The 16,521-nt window shown below is 36.3% G+C and carries 11 protein-coding genes; 5 read left to right on the plus strand and 6 right to left on the minus strand.

The annotated features are described in order from the left end of the window. Positions 1 to 18 precede the first annotated feature (18 nt). Complete coding sequence (locus QZ136_RS05305) at positions 19 to 1,065, minus strand: NAD(P)-dependent alcohol dehydrogenase (RefSeq protein ID WP_291401128.1); 1,047 nt, start codon at positions 1,063 to 1,065, stop codon at positions 19 to 21. Between the two features lie 165 nt (positions 1,066 to 1,230). Between QZ136_RS05305 and QZ136_RS05310 the strand changes: the two genes are divergently transcribed. Together QZ136_RS05310 and QZ136_RS05315 are read left to right on the plus strand one after the other, a co-directional pair. Next, the gene (locus QZ136_RS05310; protein WP_291401130.1) at positions 1,231 to 2,352 is read left to right on the plus strand and encodes a lactonase family protein; all 1,122 of its coding nucleotides are present in this window, start codon (positions 1,231 to 1,233) and stop codon (positions 2,350 to 2,352) included. A gap of 131 nt (positions 2,353 to 2,483) precedes the next feature. After that, positions 2,484 to 6,056, plus strand: coding sequence for a PKD domain-containing protein (locus QZ136_RS05315; protein WP_291401132.1), 3,573 nt, complete (start codon positions 2,484 to 2,486; stop codon positions 6,054 to 6,056). An 80-nt stretch (positions 6,057 to 6,136) separates the two neighbouring features. Here QZ136_RS05315 and QZ136_RS05320 read toward each other — a convergent pair whose 3' ends face one another. From QZ136_RS05320 to QZ136_RS05335, 4 genes are all read right to left on the minus strand, one after another. Continuing rightward, positions 6,137 to 6,697 (minus strand): fasciclin domain-containing protein, encoded by a 561-nt coding sequence (locus QZ136_RS05320; protein WP_291401134.1) that lies wholly within the window; start codon positions 6,695 to 6,697, stop codon positions 6,137 to 6,139. Positions 6,698 to 6,885: 188 nt separating this feature from the next. Continuing rightward, on the minus strand, positions 6,886 to 8,673 hold the full coding sequence (locus QZ136_RS05325) for a hypothetical protein (protein ID WP_291401139.1): 1,788 nt from the start codon (positions 8,671 to 8,673) through the stop codon (positions 6,886 to 6,888). 98 nt (positions 8,674 to 8,771) lie between these two features. After that, entirely contained in the window at positions 8,772 to 10,031 is a 1,260-nt protein-coding gene (locus tag QZ136_RS05330; RefSeq protein WP_291401140.1) for a prephenate dehydrogenase, read from the minus strand. 29 nt (positions 10,032 to 10,060) lie between these two features. Beyond that, positions 10,061 to 10,828 (minus strand): DeoR/GlpR family DNA-binding transcription regulator, encoded by a 768-nt coding sequence (locus tag QZ136_RS05335; RefSeq protein ID WP_291401142.1) that lies wholly within the window; start codon positions 10,826 to 10,828, stop codon positions 10,061 to 10,063. Positions 10,829 to 10,980: 152 nt separating this feature from the next. Between QZ136_RS05335 and QZ136_RS05340 the strand changes: the two genes are divergently transcribed. The 3 genes from QZ136_RS05340 to QZ136_RS05350 are packed head-to-tail and all read left to right on the plus strand — an operon-like array spanning position 10,981 to position 14,825. Next, positions 10,981 to 12,579, plus strand: a complete 1,599-nt coding sequence (locus QZ136_RS05340) for a glycerol-3-phosphate dehydrogenase/oxidase (protein ID WP_291401145.1) — start codon at positions 10,981 to 10,983, stop codon at positions 12,577 to 12,579. A gap of 7 nt (positions 12,580 to 12,586) precedes the next feature. Beyond that, complete coding sequence (gene glpK / locus QZ136_RS05345; protein ID WP_291401147.1) at positions 12,587 to 14,074, plus strand: glycerol kinase GlpK; 1,488 nt, start codon at positions 12,587 to 12,589, stop codon at positions 14,072 to 14,074. Between the two features lie 19 nt (positions 14,075 to 14,093). Next, a complete protein-coding gene (locus QZ136_RS05350) occupies positions 14,094 to 14,825 on the plus strand; it encodes an MIP/aquaporin family protein (RefSeq protein WP_291401149.1) in 732 nt (243 codons plus the stop codon). A gap of 83 nt (positions 14,826 to 14,908) precedes the next feature. On the opposite strand, the gene QZ136_RS05355 is transcribed toward QZ136_RS05350, so the two are convergent. Beyond that, positions 14,909 to 16,519, minus strand: coding sequence for an arylsulfatase (locus tag QZ136_RS05355; RefSeq protein WP_291401150.1), 1,611 nt, complete (start codon positions 16,517 to 16,519; stop codon positions 14,909 to 14,911). Positions 16,520 to 16,521: the final 2 nt, after the last annotated feature.

Genomic DNA, 16,521 nt, shown 5'->3' on the forward strand with positions numbered 1-16,521 from the left:
AATTTAAAATTAAATTATTTAACTCAAAGTACTCATATCTATCACAAAGCGATAATGAACATCTCCGGCAAGTGTTCTTTCATATGCTTCATTAATTTGGCTCATTTTGATGAGTTCAATATCAGAGCTAATATTATGTTCAGCACAGTAATCGAGCATTTCTTGGGTTTCTTTAATTCCTCCAACTAAGGAGCCAACTAAACTTCTGCGTCCTAAGATGAGTGGGAATGCAGAAACTTCTGATGGCTGAGGTGGAGCACCTAAAATAACCATGACTCCGCTTGTTTTTAATAGCGCAAGATATTGATTATAGTCGTGTTGTGCAGAAACGGTATCAATAATAAAATCAAATGTAGAAGCCAAGCTGTTCATAGTTTCGGCATCACTTGTAATTTTAAAATGTTTTGCACCAAGGCGCTCAGCATCTTTTTCTTTGTCTTTCGAGCGACTTAACACGGTGACTTCGGCGCCCATTGATGAGGCAAGTTTAACGGCCATGTGTCCTAATCCGCCTAAACCTACAACCGCCAATTTATCTCCTTTTTTAACGTTCCAATGTTTTAGAGGAGAGTATGTGGTGATACCTGCGCAAAGTAGAGGTGCTACATTTGCTAGCGGTAATTTATCAGAAACATGGAGTACGAAATGTTCAGTTACAACAATATGACTCGAGTATCCTCCTAGTGTGATGGTTTTTTTATCTTGTGATGGTGAATTATAGGTCTGAGTATGTCCATTTTCACAATATTGCTCTAAATCATCATTGCAGTTATTACAATGCCTACATGAATCAACAAAGCATCCTACTCCAACTGTATCGCCAATTTTGAATTTGCTAACTGCCTCACCTATGCGAGTTACTTTCCCAACAATCTCATGTCCTGGAACGGCTGGGTAAACGGTTCCACCCCATTCATTTCTGGCGGTATGGATATCTGAATGGCATACACCACTAAATAGAATTTCAATTTCTACATCTTCTGGTCCTGGTTCACGGCGATCAATTTGCCATGGTTCAAGTGGTTTTTCGGCGCTAAGAGCGGCATATGCTTTTACTGATTTCATCTTTTTTATTTTATCTATGTTATTCCAAATTTAACCAATTTTAATGAATGTTAATTGTTTAAATGTCAATTAATCGATTTCATGACCGTAAACTAATTTTTTGGAAGAAATGATTTCAAAACTCAATTTTTATCCTAATTTTAGTTTTGAAAAATGAATATAAAAATGAATTTGAAAAAAATAATCGGTTTTTATGTGTTGATGTTCATATCATCAACCTTATTTGCACAGGCTGAGAGGTATCATTTATTGGTTGGGACTTATACATCCCCAGGAAAAAGTGAAGGTATTTACGTGTATGAGTTCAATACCGAAAATGGAGAAATTGCTTATAAATCAAAAGTTATACTTGAAAGTCCCTCATACTTTGCTGTCTCTCCCGATCGGAAATTTGTGTATTCAGTTAGTGAAAGTAAGGAAAGTAAGATTAATGCGCTTTCATTTGATGCGAAAAGTGGTGAATTAAAATTGATTAATAGTCGCCCTTCTGGCAGTGCTGGTCCGACTCATATTTCTGTTGATGCACAAAGAAAATATGTGTTTGCCGCGAATTATGGTGGAGGATCATTAACAGCCTTAGCAATTGAAGAAGATGGGAGTCTGGGGGACGATATTCAAGATATAAAACATGAGGGAAGTAGCATAGTAATGAAAAAGCCTTATGTACATTCGGCGGTAGTTTCGCCAGATAATAAATATGTTTTGGCGGCAGATTTAGGAACAGATAAAATTAACATTTATCGATTTAAGTCCCAAAATAGGCCTTTAGCACTTGTTTCGGCGGTACAGCCTTTTGCTTTGTTGGATCCGGGCGCGGGACCGAGGCACAGCGCCTTTCATCCAAATAAAAAATATTTTTATTCAGTTACAGAATTAAACTCTAAAGTTTATGCTTTTGAGTATAAAAATGGGCGATTAAAACAGATTCAATCTATTTCTATGATTCCTGAAGGTTTTACTGGTCCCGGACACGGTGCTGATATTCAAGTTTCAGCGGATGGTAAATTTCTATATGCTAATACGAGAAGTACCGTTAATGAAATCGCTATTTTCTCAATTAATCAATCGGATGGGAAATTAAGCCTAATTGATAAGCAGCCTTCTTTGGGTAAAAGTTCTCGTACTTTCGCGATTGATCCGAGTGGAAATTGGGTAATTTCAACAAGTCAGGGGACCAATGAATTAATCCTTTTTAAGCGTAATCAGGAAACTGGTAAATTGACAGTTACGGGTCAGAAAATCAGTATTGACAAACCATCTTTGGTGAAATTTGTTAAGATGGATTAAGAGTGATGTTATTATTTTTAATAAATAGGCCAGATTTGATTGCCATTATTGGATTTATTTAACTTCATTATCAATGGATTACGTACATTAATAAATTATTTGTTTAGATTCAGAGAATAATTAGGAAGATTTTGAAGCAGTATTTGGGGATATTTTATGTGATTTTGGGACTGATTTTGGGTCTTTCAAATTATGCTCATGCGCAAGGGACTTCCAATAAGGGGACGGATTTTTGGGTGGCCTATGCAGGTCATATTGATGGTAAAATATCAAAAATGACTCTGTTTTTATCATCAGATGTAAATACAAGCTATAAAGTAGAGGCAAATGGTGGAGTTGTTGAATCGGGTACTATAACAGCGAATACAATAAAAACTGTTTTTATTGATCCCAATGTCGTAGATGTTTATATTGGAAGTTCGAATGTTATTGAAAATAATAAGGGAATTCACATAACTTCAGGCAATCCAATTTCAGTTTATGCTATTATTTCTCATAACGCCAGAACTGGTGGAAGTTTAATATTACCTACAAGAGCACTTGGCAAAGAATATTATGCATTTTCTTTTCGTAACGAAGGTGGATCTCAATCTAACAGAGCACGTTCCGAATTTACTATTGTGGCCGTTGAAGATGAAACTGATGTTGAAATTACGCCAACAGTAACTTCAATTGATGGATCTAGAGTTGCAGGAGTTCCATTTAAACTACCTTTTCAATTAAATAAGGGAGATGTTTATCAGTATCAATCTGCTAATGATGTTTCTGGGACTTTAATAAAGACTTTGGGTAGCTGTAAACCTTTAGCAGTTTTTTCGGGGAGCACTTGGACTGCTTTTTGTGATTTTGGCAATATTAATCCAAATATTCCAAGTGGAGGGGATAATTTATTTCAACAGCTTTTTCCAGTTTCTGCTTGGGGAAAGAATTTTGTCACTGCACCTTTTTATAACACTGAAAATGGGAATATTGATGCGATTAGAATCATAGTCTCTGAGGATAATACCAATATTACAGTCAATGGAAGTGCTACAAACGCGTCTGGAACAACTCTTTCTAATCCTTATAATAAAGGAAGTATAATCACATATTTTACGAACAGTCCGAGTATTGTTAAATCTGATAAACCTATTGGAGTGGCTCAGTATCAATCTGCACAGAATTGTAATCCAGCGAATAGACCTACTGTTACTTTTCCTGGAGATCCTGAAATGACAATCTTGAATCCAATTGAACAAACTTTAAGTGACATCACTGTTTTTTCCAGACTCAATAGTGTTCCTGGAGTAAATACTTATATCACCAAATATTTCCTTAATATTATTATTAAAACTGCTGATGCACCAAGTCTCAGAGTTGATGGCGCCGCTGTATCAGGCTTTAAAACTATTGATTCGGAGTATTCTTATGTAATTATTGATGTAACTAGTTCATCCGATCAACACCGAATTGTTGCTAAAGGAGGTTTCGTTGCTATTGCCTATGGTTATGGTACTTTTGAATCCTACGCTTACCTCGCAGGGGCTGATGTAAAAAACTTATTTCAAAATATTACTGTTAATGATAAAGCCAATAATGTTTTGTCTAGTGGTTGTGTTTCTCAACCCTCTAAATTTGTACTTAAATTACCTTATCAAACAACCAATATTGTTTGGGATTTAGATGATGGTACCGGCCCTTTTACAGATTCAGCACCTACACATACAACAACTTTAATTGATGGTAAAGTTGTTTATATTTATGCTTATCCGAAGGTAGATCCAATTTATACTACTGCTAAAAAATATAAAATTACTGCTGTAGTTGTTAATCCAAGTCCCTCAGGATGTAGTAATTTAGAAACAATAGATTTAGATTTTGAGGTTTTTGATCCCCCAACAGCCTCATTTACAAGTCTAACAGAGGTCTGCACCAATGCTCCAATCTCATTTACTGATGCTAGTATTGGTAATGGAAAGGCTCTTAAGGGTTGGAAATGGGATTTTGGAGATGGTAATATTTCAATCCTTAAAAATCCAAGCCATACTTTTTTGGTAGCTGGCGATTATGAAGTTAAATTAATTGTTGAAGGCGAAACGGGATGTTTTTCGGATGTTTTTTCTCAGACAATACATGTTATTGAATTACCTAAGGTTGATTTTAAATATAGTAATCCTACTTGTGTTGGTCAGGATATCACTTTTACTGATTTATCTACTACAGCTGAAGGTAGCATCAATAAATGGATTTGGAACTTTGGGGATGGCGCACCTGATGAAATACGTTATGATGCAAGTCCATTTGTTCATCAATACACTGCAGTAGGAAGTTATAAGGTTACATTAAAGGTTTTTACGGATAAAACTTGTGAAAGTATGGTATTTGAGAAGGATGTTGAAGTTTATCCATTGCCAGTGGTAGATTTTGAGCTTCCTGAAATTTGTTTAAAGGATAGTTTTGCTCAATTTAATGATTTATCTACAATTTCAGACGGATCTGCTTTAACCTATTTATGGGATTTTGGTAATCCAAGTGCAGGAGCCCTAAATTTCTCGAACCTAAAAAATCCGACACACACTTATACTGTATCAGGAATATATCAAGTAAAATTAACTGTTACAACATCTAATGGATGTTCAGCGATTATGGAAAAGTCTTTTACTGTGAGTGGTGCGGTTCCTGAAGCTAAATTTTCAGTTTTAAATGCTACAGATCTTTGTAGCAATAAAGAAGTAGTTTTTAAGAATTTGTCTTCGGTTGATTTTGGTAATATTGCTAAAGTTGAATGGTTTTTCGATGATGGAGGGGATATGTCTTTTACCTTGATTGATGAAGATCCTGTTTTTGATAAAGAATATAAAATAAACTATCCCGTTTTCAGCTCTCCAGCTACAAAGTTATTTAAAGTCAGGATGTTGGCTTATTCAGGCGGTGTATGTTTTGATGAACAAATTCAATTTATTACGCTTAAAGCTGCACCTGAGGTTGTTTTTACTGCCTTGTCTGATATTTGCGAGGAGGCTACACCATTTTTGTTGACTCAAGCAAGCGAAAAAAGTGCTCAAGCGGGAGTTGGTGTTTATTCTGGAAATGGAGTAAAGGCTAATGGTTTCTTTGATCCAGCACTTGCTGGTCCGGGTAAACATACCATTAGTTACGTATTTACTGCGACTAATGGTTGTTCAGATTCATCATCTCAAGAGATTTTAGTTATGCCCACTCCAACACTTTCTGCTGGCCAAGATACTGTTCTTTTAGAAGGTGGTTCAATTAAACTAGAAGCCATTGCTTCAGGAAGTAATCTAACTTACAAATGGTTGCCTTCCATAGGCTTAAGTAGGGATGATATCCCAGATCCAATTGCAAGTCCTGTAGATGATGTAACTTATATTCTAATGGTAAAATCTGATCAAGGTTGTGTGGAAATAGATGAAATTAAGGTTAAAGTGCTAAAATTTCCTGTCGTTCCAAACGCATTCAGCCCTAATGGGGATGGTGTAAACGATATCTGGAATATAAAGTATTTAGAAAGTTATGCCAATGCTACGGTGACAGTTTTTAGCAGGTATGGTTCAATAGTTTATTATAGTTCGAAAGGGTATTCTCAACCATGGTCGGGGCAGTCGAATGGCTCGGATTTACCAATGGGTACTTATTACTATATCATTGATCCTAAAACAGTAGGTCGGAAGCCTATAGCTGGAAATGTGACTATTATTAGGTAGTTTCTTAGGGCTATAAAAAAAGAGAATCTGTTTAGATTCTCTTTTTTTATAAGCTAAAATCTGGCCCAAAAATCTACATTTTATTTTGATGGGGGAGGTAAAAGCACTCCATCTATCACATGTACAACGCCATTTGATGCGTTTATAGATGTGAGCACAGTTGCTCCATTGATCATTACTTTGCCGTTTTTGACACTCATTTTGACGTCATTGCCATTTATCTGGCCAATAATTTGACCATCAATAAAATCATTTGCCTTTAAAAGTCCCAATGATACATGGTACTTCAGAATATTTGCTAAGTCTCCCTTATTTGCGGGCTTTAATAAATTATCTAAGGTGCCTGTAGGTAATTTATTAAATGCTTCATTTGTTGGTGCAAAAACTGTAAAAGGCCCATCCTTACTTAAAGCATCAACAAGATCTGCAGCTTTTAATGCCGTAACAAGTGTGGTATGATCTTTACTATCGATAGCCACTTGGACGACGTTTCCTTTTGGCATTACATCATTCATGTTCGAATGAATGGTTGAGTCTGTTTTTTCAATTATAGTCGTTTCATCTGTCTTTTTTGTATTGGTTTGACAGCTCATTAATAATGAAAAACAGACCATTGAGGTAGCTAATAACATCTTTCTCATAATTTTATATTTTAGTTAATAATTGTACAAATTATCTCAATTGTTAAAAATCGCCTATGATTTTAATCATAGAGGGATATGTTTTTGCTACCTCCATTTAACTTATTATATCATTTTCAAATTTTGATAGTTACAAAAAAGCCGGACATCAAAAAATGAATGTCCGGCTTTTAATGAATTTTAATTTTCTAGACCCCTTGACTTATTATTGGGCTCAAGTGTTGTAATTGTTCTTCAATTTCTTCGATTTCAAGGAGCATTTTCTTCCTGTAAACTTCGGTTTGGTCGGTAATTTTTGGGACTAACTGTTTATAATAATCAATTCCTATTTGAAGTTGTTCTTTAAATTTGGAAACATATTTCGCTTTTTTATCGCTCATGTCTTGCAAATGTTTGCTGATGTCTTTCTTTAAATAGTCGACATATAGATTTAACTCATTTACAAAGAGATTCGGACGGTCAACATCATTCAATAAGTTGAGTTTTCCATAAATATGGTTTACCATCTCATCAAGAGAGAACTTACCACTGAAATAGGCAATATTTGGTCCCGGGCAAATTGTAACTGCAGTGCTTTCTTTAGGCTTGATAATTCCGTTTTTAAGGTAAGCAGGAGTCGCTAGTCCCTCACAAAGGCATACTTTTTCAGTTATTTCATTAAATTTTGATTGAAATTCTTCTGGATTTAATCCTTCAGCTTCCAATTGTTTAATCTTTAAATTTTGATATTCTCTGGATGCTGTGCAGATAGCTTGTTCAGTAAATTCAGTATTGGTTGATAAGTATTTTTTAACACAAGGACTTCCCGGTCTTCCTTTTTCTATACGTTCCAATCTTTGTTTTTCACCCGTGCTTTTTTTGAAATTATTGAAAGGTATCCCTAATGGTGAAGAAGCACTCACGTAAAAATCATCTTTTTCTGCGGTTGAAAGAAGCTCTAAAGTTTCTTCATCAACATTTGTTGCTTCTGGAACTAATAAAAACGGACTTCCCCATCCAGTTGCATCTAGCTGATAGTGCTTTAATAGAAATTCATTCTCATCTGCTGTACCAATCCCACCCTGAACACTAATTTTCATGATTGGAGCATGGTTTAACTGAATTTCTTTTTCAAGAATTGCCTTGTTATACATCTCAAAAAGCTCATCAATCATTTCTTGCTTTTTCGATTTAAATTCTTCCAAAATCGGACCTAAAAGATAGCCATCTGTTGCAAAAGCATGACCCCCGCAATTTAATCCCGATTCAATTCTAAATTCTGATACCCACAATCCTTTCTTAGCTAAAAATTTAGCCTGGATTAATGCAGATCTGAAATCGCTCACTTTTAGAATAATTGACTTTTTGAAATTGCCATTTTGATCCGGAAAGAAGTCTTTAAAATTTTCGAGATAGCTGTAAAGACGTGGGTTCATCCCTGCAGAAAGAACAAGGGCGGAGTTAACTTGACTTTCAGCAAATCCCTTGAGCGCTGTAAGTGAATCAGATAATTGCTCACCATTGGTGTCTGGATTCATCCGGTCAACCTTTGCCATGATATTTACTTGTATCTCGCCTTTTTGCATTTCATCACGCAATTCTTGCTCCAAGGCAGAAGCTACAATGCTATCTTGCTTGGAAAGCATTTGCTGATACTTGCTTTTTAGGGGAGAAGAATTAGGTAATAACTCAAAATATCTAACAATATCAGAACCCTTCTCGAAGGCTTGTTTTTTAAGTTCTTCAAACTGCTCATCTACAATTTTTTTGATCAGATTAAGATAAGCTGTGATGCGTTTGCTTCTAAAATCAATCTCCTTAAGATCAATTGGAATAAAGGTTTCATTACGTTTTTCAGTATAAAATTGACGCATACGTTCAATCAATATATCGTCAACAATCGAAACCACAGAACTAATCCCATAACGGGCAACTTTAACGGGCGTATCTACTGAGTAGGCTAGCCCTAGGACAGGAATATGAAAGGTATGACTCATGAAAAATTAAAAATGGTTAAATTCACGAATACAAATAAGAGGATTTCGTAGCTCTTAAAATATGACAGAGGTCACATATTTGCGAATTTTCAAAATAATTATTCAATTTCGAGCTTTTTGATTAATTCGGCACTCTGCGCTCGCCCTTGTTCAAGTCGGCCAGCGAAAAATGTTTTTACTTGTTCAAAATGTTCTTTATAACCTTTCATGTCGCCATAGCCAATTATCGACGACCATTCACGTACTGCCGAATGGAATTCCAAATCGTCGCCACGGATGGTTTTATCGAACAAGGCCGTTTCAATAGACTCCTCTAAGAGTTCTTCATTTTTAAAGAGGTATTCAGCAATTCCCAATCTGAGTCGGAAGGGTGGTGTTTGGCAAATTAAATTATCGTATGGATTTATTCCTAAATGGTACCAAGCATCCACCATGCTTAGCAGGCTTAGATGGGAATTAGGCTTCCGATTTTCAGATCCAGCAGAAAGTGAGAATTCCTGCATCACCTTTTCATTTAACATGAGTGGTTTATGATCTTGCCCGAAAATAAAATCTCTAGCCTTATAAAGTCTTTTTCTAAAAATATCAGCCTCTTCCTTAATCATTAGCTTAAATAACTCAGATTCCGACTCAGCATAACGTTTTATTTGATGCCTTGCATAGGGGTTTAGGATGGCTAAACCACCATAAATATGTGCTTTATAACTAAAAATACGAAGGGTAATTAGGATTTTAACATTATCAATTCCACCTAAATATGAAGCATTTTCCCATGGAAAAAATCCGGCTTCCTTCCATGCAGTCCCCATACTTTCAAATCCCATGTGTGTAACAGCTTGTGTATCAGCTACTATCTTATCATGCTCATGGTAATCAGCAATTTCATTCAATACAGAGCCAAGTGATGAAAGAATATCTGTCATGCGTTGATAGGCTTCCTTAGTGGTTCTGTGTGGAATCACAATCATTTTTTGTCCCTTAGGATCAAAACCTGGTCCGTGAAGTGAATGACAGGTAATAATATGTGAATCTTTAGGCAGATATTTTTCAAATGCCTCAATTTCAGGGTGTTTCACAGAAGTCTGGCCTGCAACAATGGCGCCGTATTTGGTATGAGGTCCATATTGACTCAGGACTTCCGCAATGCGTTCGGCTTCAACAGAATAGAAGATTACATCGGAAATACGTGAAACTTCTTTCCCATCTGCTAAAATTTCAATGCCATAGGGATTGAGTTCGGCTTCAAGATGATCTCTGCGATGCGGTAAGTCGCATCCATAAACTCTGTAACCAGCTTTTACCAGCGATTTAGCATAAACGCAGCCCATATCACCAAGGCCAATAATTCCTATGTTCATTATTGAATATTTATTTTGATGCTGATAAGTTAATCTACAATAGTAACGGTTACGCCCATGCTTTGAAGCTGATTTACAGTATGTTCGGAAATGCCACTATCAGTGATGATATGATCAATTTCATCAATATTGCAAATTTTCCCGAAGCCTCTTTTGCCAAATTTTGTAGAATCTGTTAAGACTATGGTTTTTTGGGAGACACTTATCATTTGTCTGTTCAAATGAGCTTCCATCATATTGGTAGTAGTTAAACCAAATTCTAAATCAATACCATCTACGCCTATAAATAATTTGCTGCAGAAAAAATCATTGAGAATTGCCTCAGAATAGGGCCCCATAACAGATGATGAGCTCTTTCTAAGGATTCCGCCTAACTGCATTACTTCTGTATTTGGATGATGAGATAATTCGAGTGCAACATTTAATGCAGAAGTTATGACTGTGAGGGGCAAGTTTAATGGAATACATTTTGCAAAGGCTAATACTGAAGTTCCTGATGCAATAATAATAGAATCGTTTTCAGTTACGAGCTTTGCAGCTGCTTGTCCGATGTTCAACTTTTCGTCAGATTGCAATTGCTCCTTTTCATTCACAGAGCGATCTACAGTATATGGATTAGTTAATGTTGCACCACCATGTATTTTAAAAAGCAAACTTTTATCTTCAAGAAGTTTTAAATCCTTTCGAATTGTTACAGATGAGACTTTTAATTCATTACATAAATCTACTACATTTATGTACTGTTCTTTTTGTAGTTTTTTTATAATAAATTGATGTCTTTCAGCTAAACTGATCATTTTTTGGTACTTTAACGTATTTGCAAAATAATGAAAATATTCCAGAAAAACCTACATTTTAATAAGATATTCATTTTTATTATTTTGATTTATAATTAAAAGCTTTCGAAATGATTTCTTATAATTGCGTATTATTTCGTATTATTACTTTTATGCAATATTCTAAACAAGACCGCAGTGTTTTAGAGGAAAAATTTGAGTGGGATTTAATCGTGATTGGGGGTGGAGCAACCGGCCTTGGAACAGCACTTGATTCTGCTGCACGTGGATTTAAAACACTTTTGGTGGAGCAGTCTGATTTTGCAAAAGGTACATCTAGTAGAAGCACTAAACTTATTCATGGAGGGGTTAGATACCTTGCTCAAGGCGATATTTCATTAGTTTACCAGGCTTTAAAGGAGCGTGGGCGACTTCAAATTAATGCCGCACATCTGGTTTCGAAAGAAGAATTTATTATTCCTTGTTACGATTGGTTCTCTGTTATTAAATATTTAACTGGTTTAAAAATTTACGATTGGTTAGCAGGTAAATATAGTTTTGGGAAATCAAGGTTTTTGTCTCGGGCAGAGGTGCAGGAAAAAATTCCAGGATTAGTTGATAAATCGCTCACTGGAGCAATAAGCTACTTTGATGGTAAATTTGATGATTCCCGTCTCGCGGTTAATATTGCCCAAACTTGTATTGAAAATGGTGGGAATGTATTGAATTATGTTCAGGTAATTAAGCTCCTGAAAAATGTTGAAGGTAAAGTTAATGGTGTTGAGGTCATTGATTTATTGACTAATACTTCTCATTTAGTCTATGCTAAAGTTGTTATTAATGCAACGGGTGTTTTTGTTGATGATATTTTGAAAATGAACACACCGGGTGCTGAAAAAATGGTTCGGCCAAGTCAAGGTGTTCATTTAGTTATTGATAGCAATTTTCTTGGGAGTAATTCTGCATTGATGATTCCAAAAACATCGGATAATCGTGTTCTTTTTGCGGTTCCATGGCATTCTAAATTATTAGTCGGAACCACTGATACTCCAATTCAGGAACATAGTCTTGAGCCGCGCGCGCTCGAAGAAGAGGTTAATTTCATTCTTGATACGGCATCAAAGTATTTTAAAAGAAAAATTGATAAGAAGGATGTTTTAAGTGTTTTCGCAGGTTTGAGGCCCCTTGCAGCACCTAGTAAAAATGATAGTAATGCTACTAAAGAGATTTCTAGAGATCATAAATTATTGGTTGAAAAATCAGGTTTAATTACTATTACAGGGGGTAAATGGACTACTTATAGAAAAATGTCGGAGGAAACTGTTGATACTGCCATTCAAACGAGTAAATTAGAGGATAGAAAATGTGTAACTAAAGATTTGAAAATTCACGCTAGTACTTCATTGCAGTTGTCTGGTCATTTAGCCATTTATGGTACCGACATGGATGAAATTATTAAACTGACATATGAAATCCCCAATGGAGCTGATCAGATACACCCTTTTTATCCCAATATTAATGCCGAGGTGATTTGGGCTGTACGTAATGAAATGGCATATACTGTGGAGGATGTTTTAGCAAGAAGAATGAGAATGCTTTTCATTGATGCAAAGGCTGCAATTGAAATGTGCCCTATGGTAGCTCAATTAATGGCTCAAGAAATGCAAAAGAGTCCGATTTGGATTGAACAACAAATCCTTGAATTTACGCAAATTGCAAGCGAATATTTATTAGAATCTTTCCATAAAAAGGAAGAAGTTATCATAATATAAGAAAAAAATGGGGGATTATATTTTATCACTTGATCAAGGTACAACGAGCTCTAGAGCCATTTTATTTGATCATGAAGGCAGTATTGTTGCAGTATCGCAGAAGGAATTTGAGCAAATTTATCCTGTTCCTGGTTGGGTTGAGCATAATCCATTGGAAATTTGGTCGACTCAAGTATCTGTAGCTACCGAGGTTTTAGCAAAATCGGGTTTGAACTCTATTGATATCCATGCAATAGGTATCACAAACCAAAGGGAAACAACAGTTGTTTGGGATAAAGAGACTGGAGCCCCAATTTATAATGCTATTGTTTGGCAGGATCGTCGTACTTCCGATTATTGCGATTCGATTAGAACGGACTATGGAGATATGATTCGCAAGAAAACCGGACTTATCATCGACTCTTATTTTTCAGCTACAAAGGTTCGTTGGATTCTGGAAAATGTTCCCGGAGCACGCCAAAAAGCCGAGGAGGGAAAATTACTCTTTGGCACAATTGATTCTTGGTTAATTTGGAAACTTTCGGGTGGTGTTACACATGTTACTGATGTGAGTAATGCATCTAGAACGATGCTTTTCGATATAAATACGCTTGAATGGGATAAACAATTGCTTCAATTATTTAATATCCCAGCTTCGATGCTTCCTGAGGTTAAATCTTCAAGTGAAGTTTTTGGGCACACTGCAGGAAATATTCTTGCAACAAAAATTCCAATTGCTGGAATTGCTGGTGATCAACAAGCGGCACTTTTCGGACAAATGTGTATCAAAGTAGGCATGGTAAAAAACACCTATGGAACGGGTTGTTTTATGTTGATGAATATCGGAAGTAAACCGGCTTTGTCGGCAAATAATCTCCTTACAACCATTGCTTGGAAAATTAATGGTGAGGTAACTTATGCACTAGAAGGTGGAATATTTATTGGTGGAGCAATTGTTCAATGGTTGAGAGATGAACTTGGTTTAATTAAGTCATCTGCTGAGGTTGAAGAATTGGCTGCAAAAGTAAATGATAATGGAGGCGTTTATATTGTGCCAGCATTTGCAGGGCTTGGCGCACCTCATTGGGATCAACATGCAAGAGGAACAATCACCGGTATTACACGCGGAACAAATTCAAGTCATTTTGCTCGTGCTGCGCTAGAAAGTATTGCCTACCAAACAATGGATGTTTTAAAATCTATGGAAGCTGACGCGGGAACGCCAATCAGTGAATTAAGGGTTGATGGTGGTGCAACGGCAAATAATATTTTGATGCAGTTTCAGGCAGATATCATGAAATGTAGAGTTATTCGTCCGGAAGTTACCGAAGTTACAGCGCTCGGTGCTGCCTACCTTGCGGGCTTGGCAACAGGTTTTTGGAAAGATGTAGCAGAGATTTCTGCTCAGTGGAAAGTAGAACGCAATTTTGAACCCCAAATTATTGAAAATCATACCGAATTAATTAATGGTTGGGAGCGCGCCGTTAAGGCCGCAAAAGCGAATGTAAGTTTATAAATTATTCATATCTTCAATTATGAATCCATTTTTAGCAGAATTTATAGGAACAGCATTAATGATCCTATTAGGCAACGGCGTAGTTGCTAACGTAGTTTTAACCGGAACAAAAGGGAATGGGGGAGGCTGGATTGTAATTACCACAGCCTGGGCTCTAGCAGTTTTTGTGGCAGTTGTTGTTGCTGCTCCTTATAGTGGGGCGCATCTCAACCCAGCTGTAACCATTGCATTAGCTATTTCAGGTAAATTTGATTGGGTTCAAGTACCCATTTATATGATTGCTCAAATGCTTGGCGCAATGCTTGGCGCATTTTTGGTTTGGATTAAATACAAGGATCACTTTGCTGCCACAGATGATCAAGGACTTAAGTTAGCTGCGTTTTCTACTGGACCTGCCATTAGAAATACAATCTCTAATTTAAGCAGTGAAATAATTGGCGCTTTTGTATTGCTTTTTGTAATATTCTATTTTACAAATGCAGAAATTATAGAAACTAAGGCACCTGTGGGTTTGGGGTCTTTAGGGGCAATTCCGGTTATGTTTTTGGTTTGGGCTATCGGACTTTCACTTGGAGGTACAACAGGATATGCAATTAATCCAGTTCGTGATTTGGGACCTAGGTTGATGCATTCTATACTTCCAGTGGCTGGCAAGGGACCAAGTGATTGGGCTTATTCTTGGATACCTGTGATTGGGCCATTAATTGGGGCTAGTCTTGCAGCATTACTTTATCTTGCCCTGAACCCTTAATATACACATTTTTTTTGGTTTTAACAAAAAAAGGTTGATGATCATTAATCCATCAACCTTTTTTAATAATAAAATTCAGTTTTTTATAAATTTCTTTCGAACTGTGTTTTTCTTAAATCTAAATCAGTGCCATTTAATGGAAATACATTATTGTCATTTGCCCACTTGGTCCACATATCCTCCAATTCCTTAACTTTTTTGGGATATTTTGTTGCCAAATCTATTAATTCAGTTTTGTCATTTTTAAGATTATAGAGCTCCCATTTTCCAATATATGGGGCTATTTCTGTGCTTTTTGATACTAATTTCCAATCTTGGTAGCGGATGGCTCTATTGGCTTGATGTTCCCAATAAAGTGCGCGTTCTGGCATTTTCTCGCCTTTAAAGACTGAGAGAAGGCTTTGTCCGTTAAAGGGATTAATTTTATATCCCTTATAAGTTTCAGGATATTTGGCGCCTGCAGCTGCAAGAAAAGTAGGCATTAAATCGATGATATGTGCAGGTTCATTATCAATTACAGACCCATTTTTAGCTGTATGGCCCGGCCAACTCACAATAAATGGGGTATGTATACCACCCTCATGTACCCTTGTTTTATATAGCCTAAATGGAGTGTTACTCAAGTTAGCCCAATTACCTCGGTAGCTTTCAAAGCTTTCATCTGAGCCCAGTTTATCGATGCTTTTATCCATAGTGCTTTTATACTCAGCACAGCCCCCATTATCGGACATGAATACAATCATGGTGTTTTGAGTCAGATTGTTTTTATCAAGTGTTGCCGTAATTCTTCCAATTCCTTGATCCATACAATCAATTTGTGCGGCATAAGTAGCCATTCTTTTAATCCAAATGGCCCTTTCACTTTTTGGAATTGAGTTCCATGCTGGGACTGAATCCTCTCGGTTACTCAATTTGTAATTCTTGTCAATTACCCCAAGTTCTAATTGCTTTTTATAACGATCTTTTCGTAATTCCTCCCAGCCTTTTTCGTATACTTTCATATACTTTTTAATATCTTCTTCTTTTGCATGTAGAGGCCAATGTGGTGCTGTATAGGCAACATAAAGAAAGAATGGGTTTTTATCTTTTTTGCCAATATGGTCATTTATAAAGGTAGTTGCCGAGTCTGAAATGGCATCTGTATAGTAAAAATCTTTTTCAGCTTTAATCAGTTTGTTACCAGTAGTTAATGTTTTTGGGGTAAAGAAGCTTCCTGATCCATTCAAGGTTCCGAAATATCTTTCAAATCCTCTTTGTAATGGCCAATTTTCTTGAGTACCCTTCGGACGAACATTCGAACAAACGTGCCATTTTCCACACATAAAACTGTCATAGCCCGCGTGTTTTAACGCTTCAGCTATGGTTACATTATTTTTATTTAAATCGCCTTTATATCCTGGAACTCCTTGGTCAAAACCAGTCATGTATCCCATTCCAGCATTATGTGAGTACTGCCCAGTCAGTAATGAAGCTCTTGTAGGGCAACAGCGACCTGTATTATAGAATTGCTTTAATCTTACCCCTTTTTCTGCAAGTTTATCAATATTGGGAGTTTTAATTTCTGAACCATAACTTCCAATATCCGAAAAACCCATATCATCGGCCATGATGAAGATGATATTAGGTTTACTCTGCTGTGCCTTAATAAAAAAAGGAATAATTAAAAAGAGTGCAATTAGTTTTAGCCTTTTCATGG

Source organism: Daejeonella sp. (assembly GCF_017495225.1).
Taxonomy (GTDB): Bacteria; Bacteroidota; Bacteroidia; order Sphingobacteriales; family Sphingobacteriaceae; genus Daejeonella.

What these genes read in the sequence shown, in the direction of transcription:
- QZ136_RS05335 (WP_291401142.1), bottom strand. Translation starts at nt 10,828, where the DNA reads ATGATCAGTTTAGCTGAAAGACATCAATTTATTATAAAAAAACTACAA.
- QZ136_RS05355 (WP_291401150.1), bottom strand. Translation starts at nt 16,519, where the DNA reads ATGAAAAGGCTAAAACTAATTGCACTCTTTTTAATTATTCCTTTTTTT.
- QZ136_RS05305 (WP_291401128.1), bottom strand. Translation starts at nt 1,065, where the DNA reads ATGAAATCAGTAAAAGCATATGCCGCTCTTAGCGCCGAAAAACCACTT.
- QZ136_RS05325 (WP_291401139.1), bottom strand. Translation starts at nt 8,673, where the DNA reads ATGAGTCATACCTTTCATATTCCTGTCCTAGGGCTAGCCTACTCAGTA.
- QZ136_RS05340 (WP_291401145.1), top strand. Translation starts at nt 10,981, where the DNA reads ATGCAATATTCTAAACAAGACCGCAGTGTTTTAGAGGAAAAATTTGAG.
- QZ136_RS05310 (WP_291401130.1), top strand. Translation starts at nt 1,231, where the DNA reads ATGAATTTGAAAAAAATAATCGGTTTTTATGTGTTGATGTTCATATCA.
- QZ136_RS05330 (WP_291401140.1), bottom strand. Translation starts at nt 10,031, where the DNA reads ATGAACATAGGAATTATTGGCCTTGGTGATATGGGCTGCGTTTATGCT.
- QZ136_RS05320 (WP_291401134.1), bottom strand. Translation starts at nt 6,697, where the DNA reads ATGAGAAAGATGTTATTAGCTACCTCAATGGTCTGTTTTTCATTATTA.
- glpK (WP_291401147.1), top strand. Translation starts at nt 12,587, where the DNA reads ATGGGGGATTATATTTTATCACTTGATCAAGGTACAACGAGCTCTAGA.
- QZ136_RS05350 (WP_291401149.1), top strand. Translation starts at nt 14,094, where the DNA reads ATGAATCCATTTTTAGCAGAATTTATAGGAACAGCATTAATGATCCTA.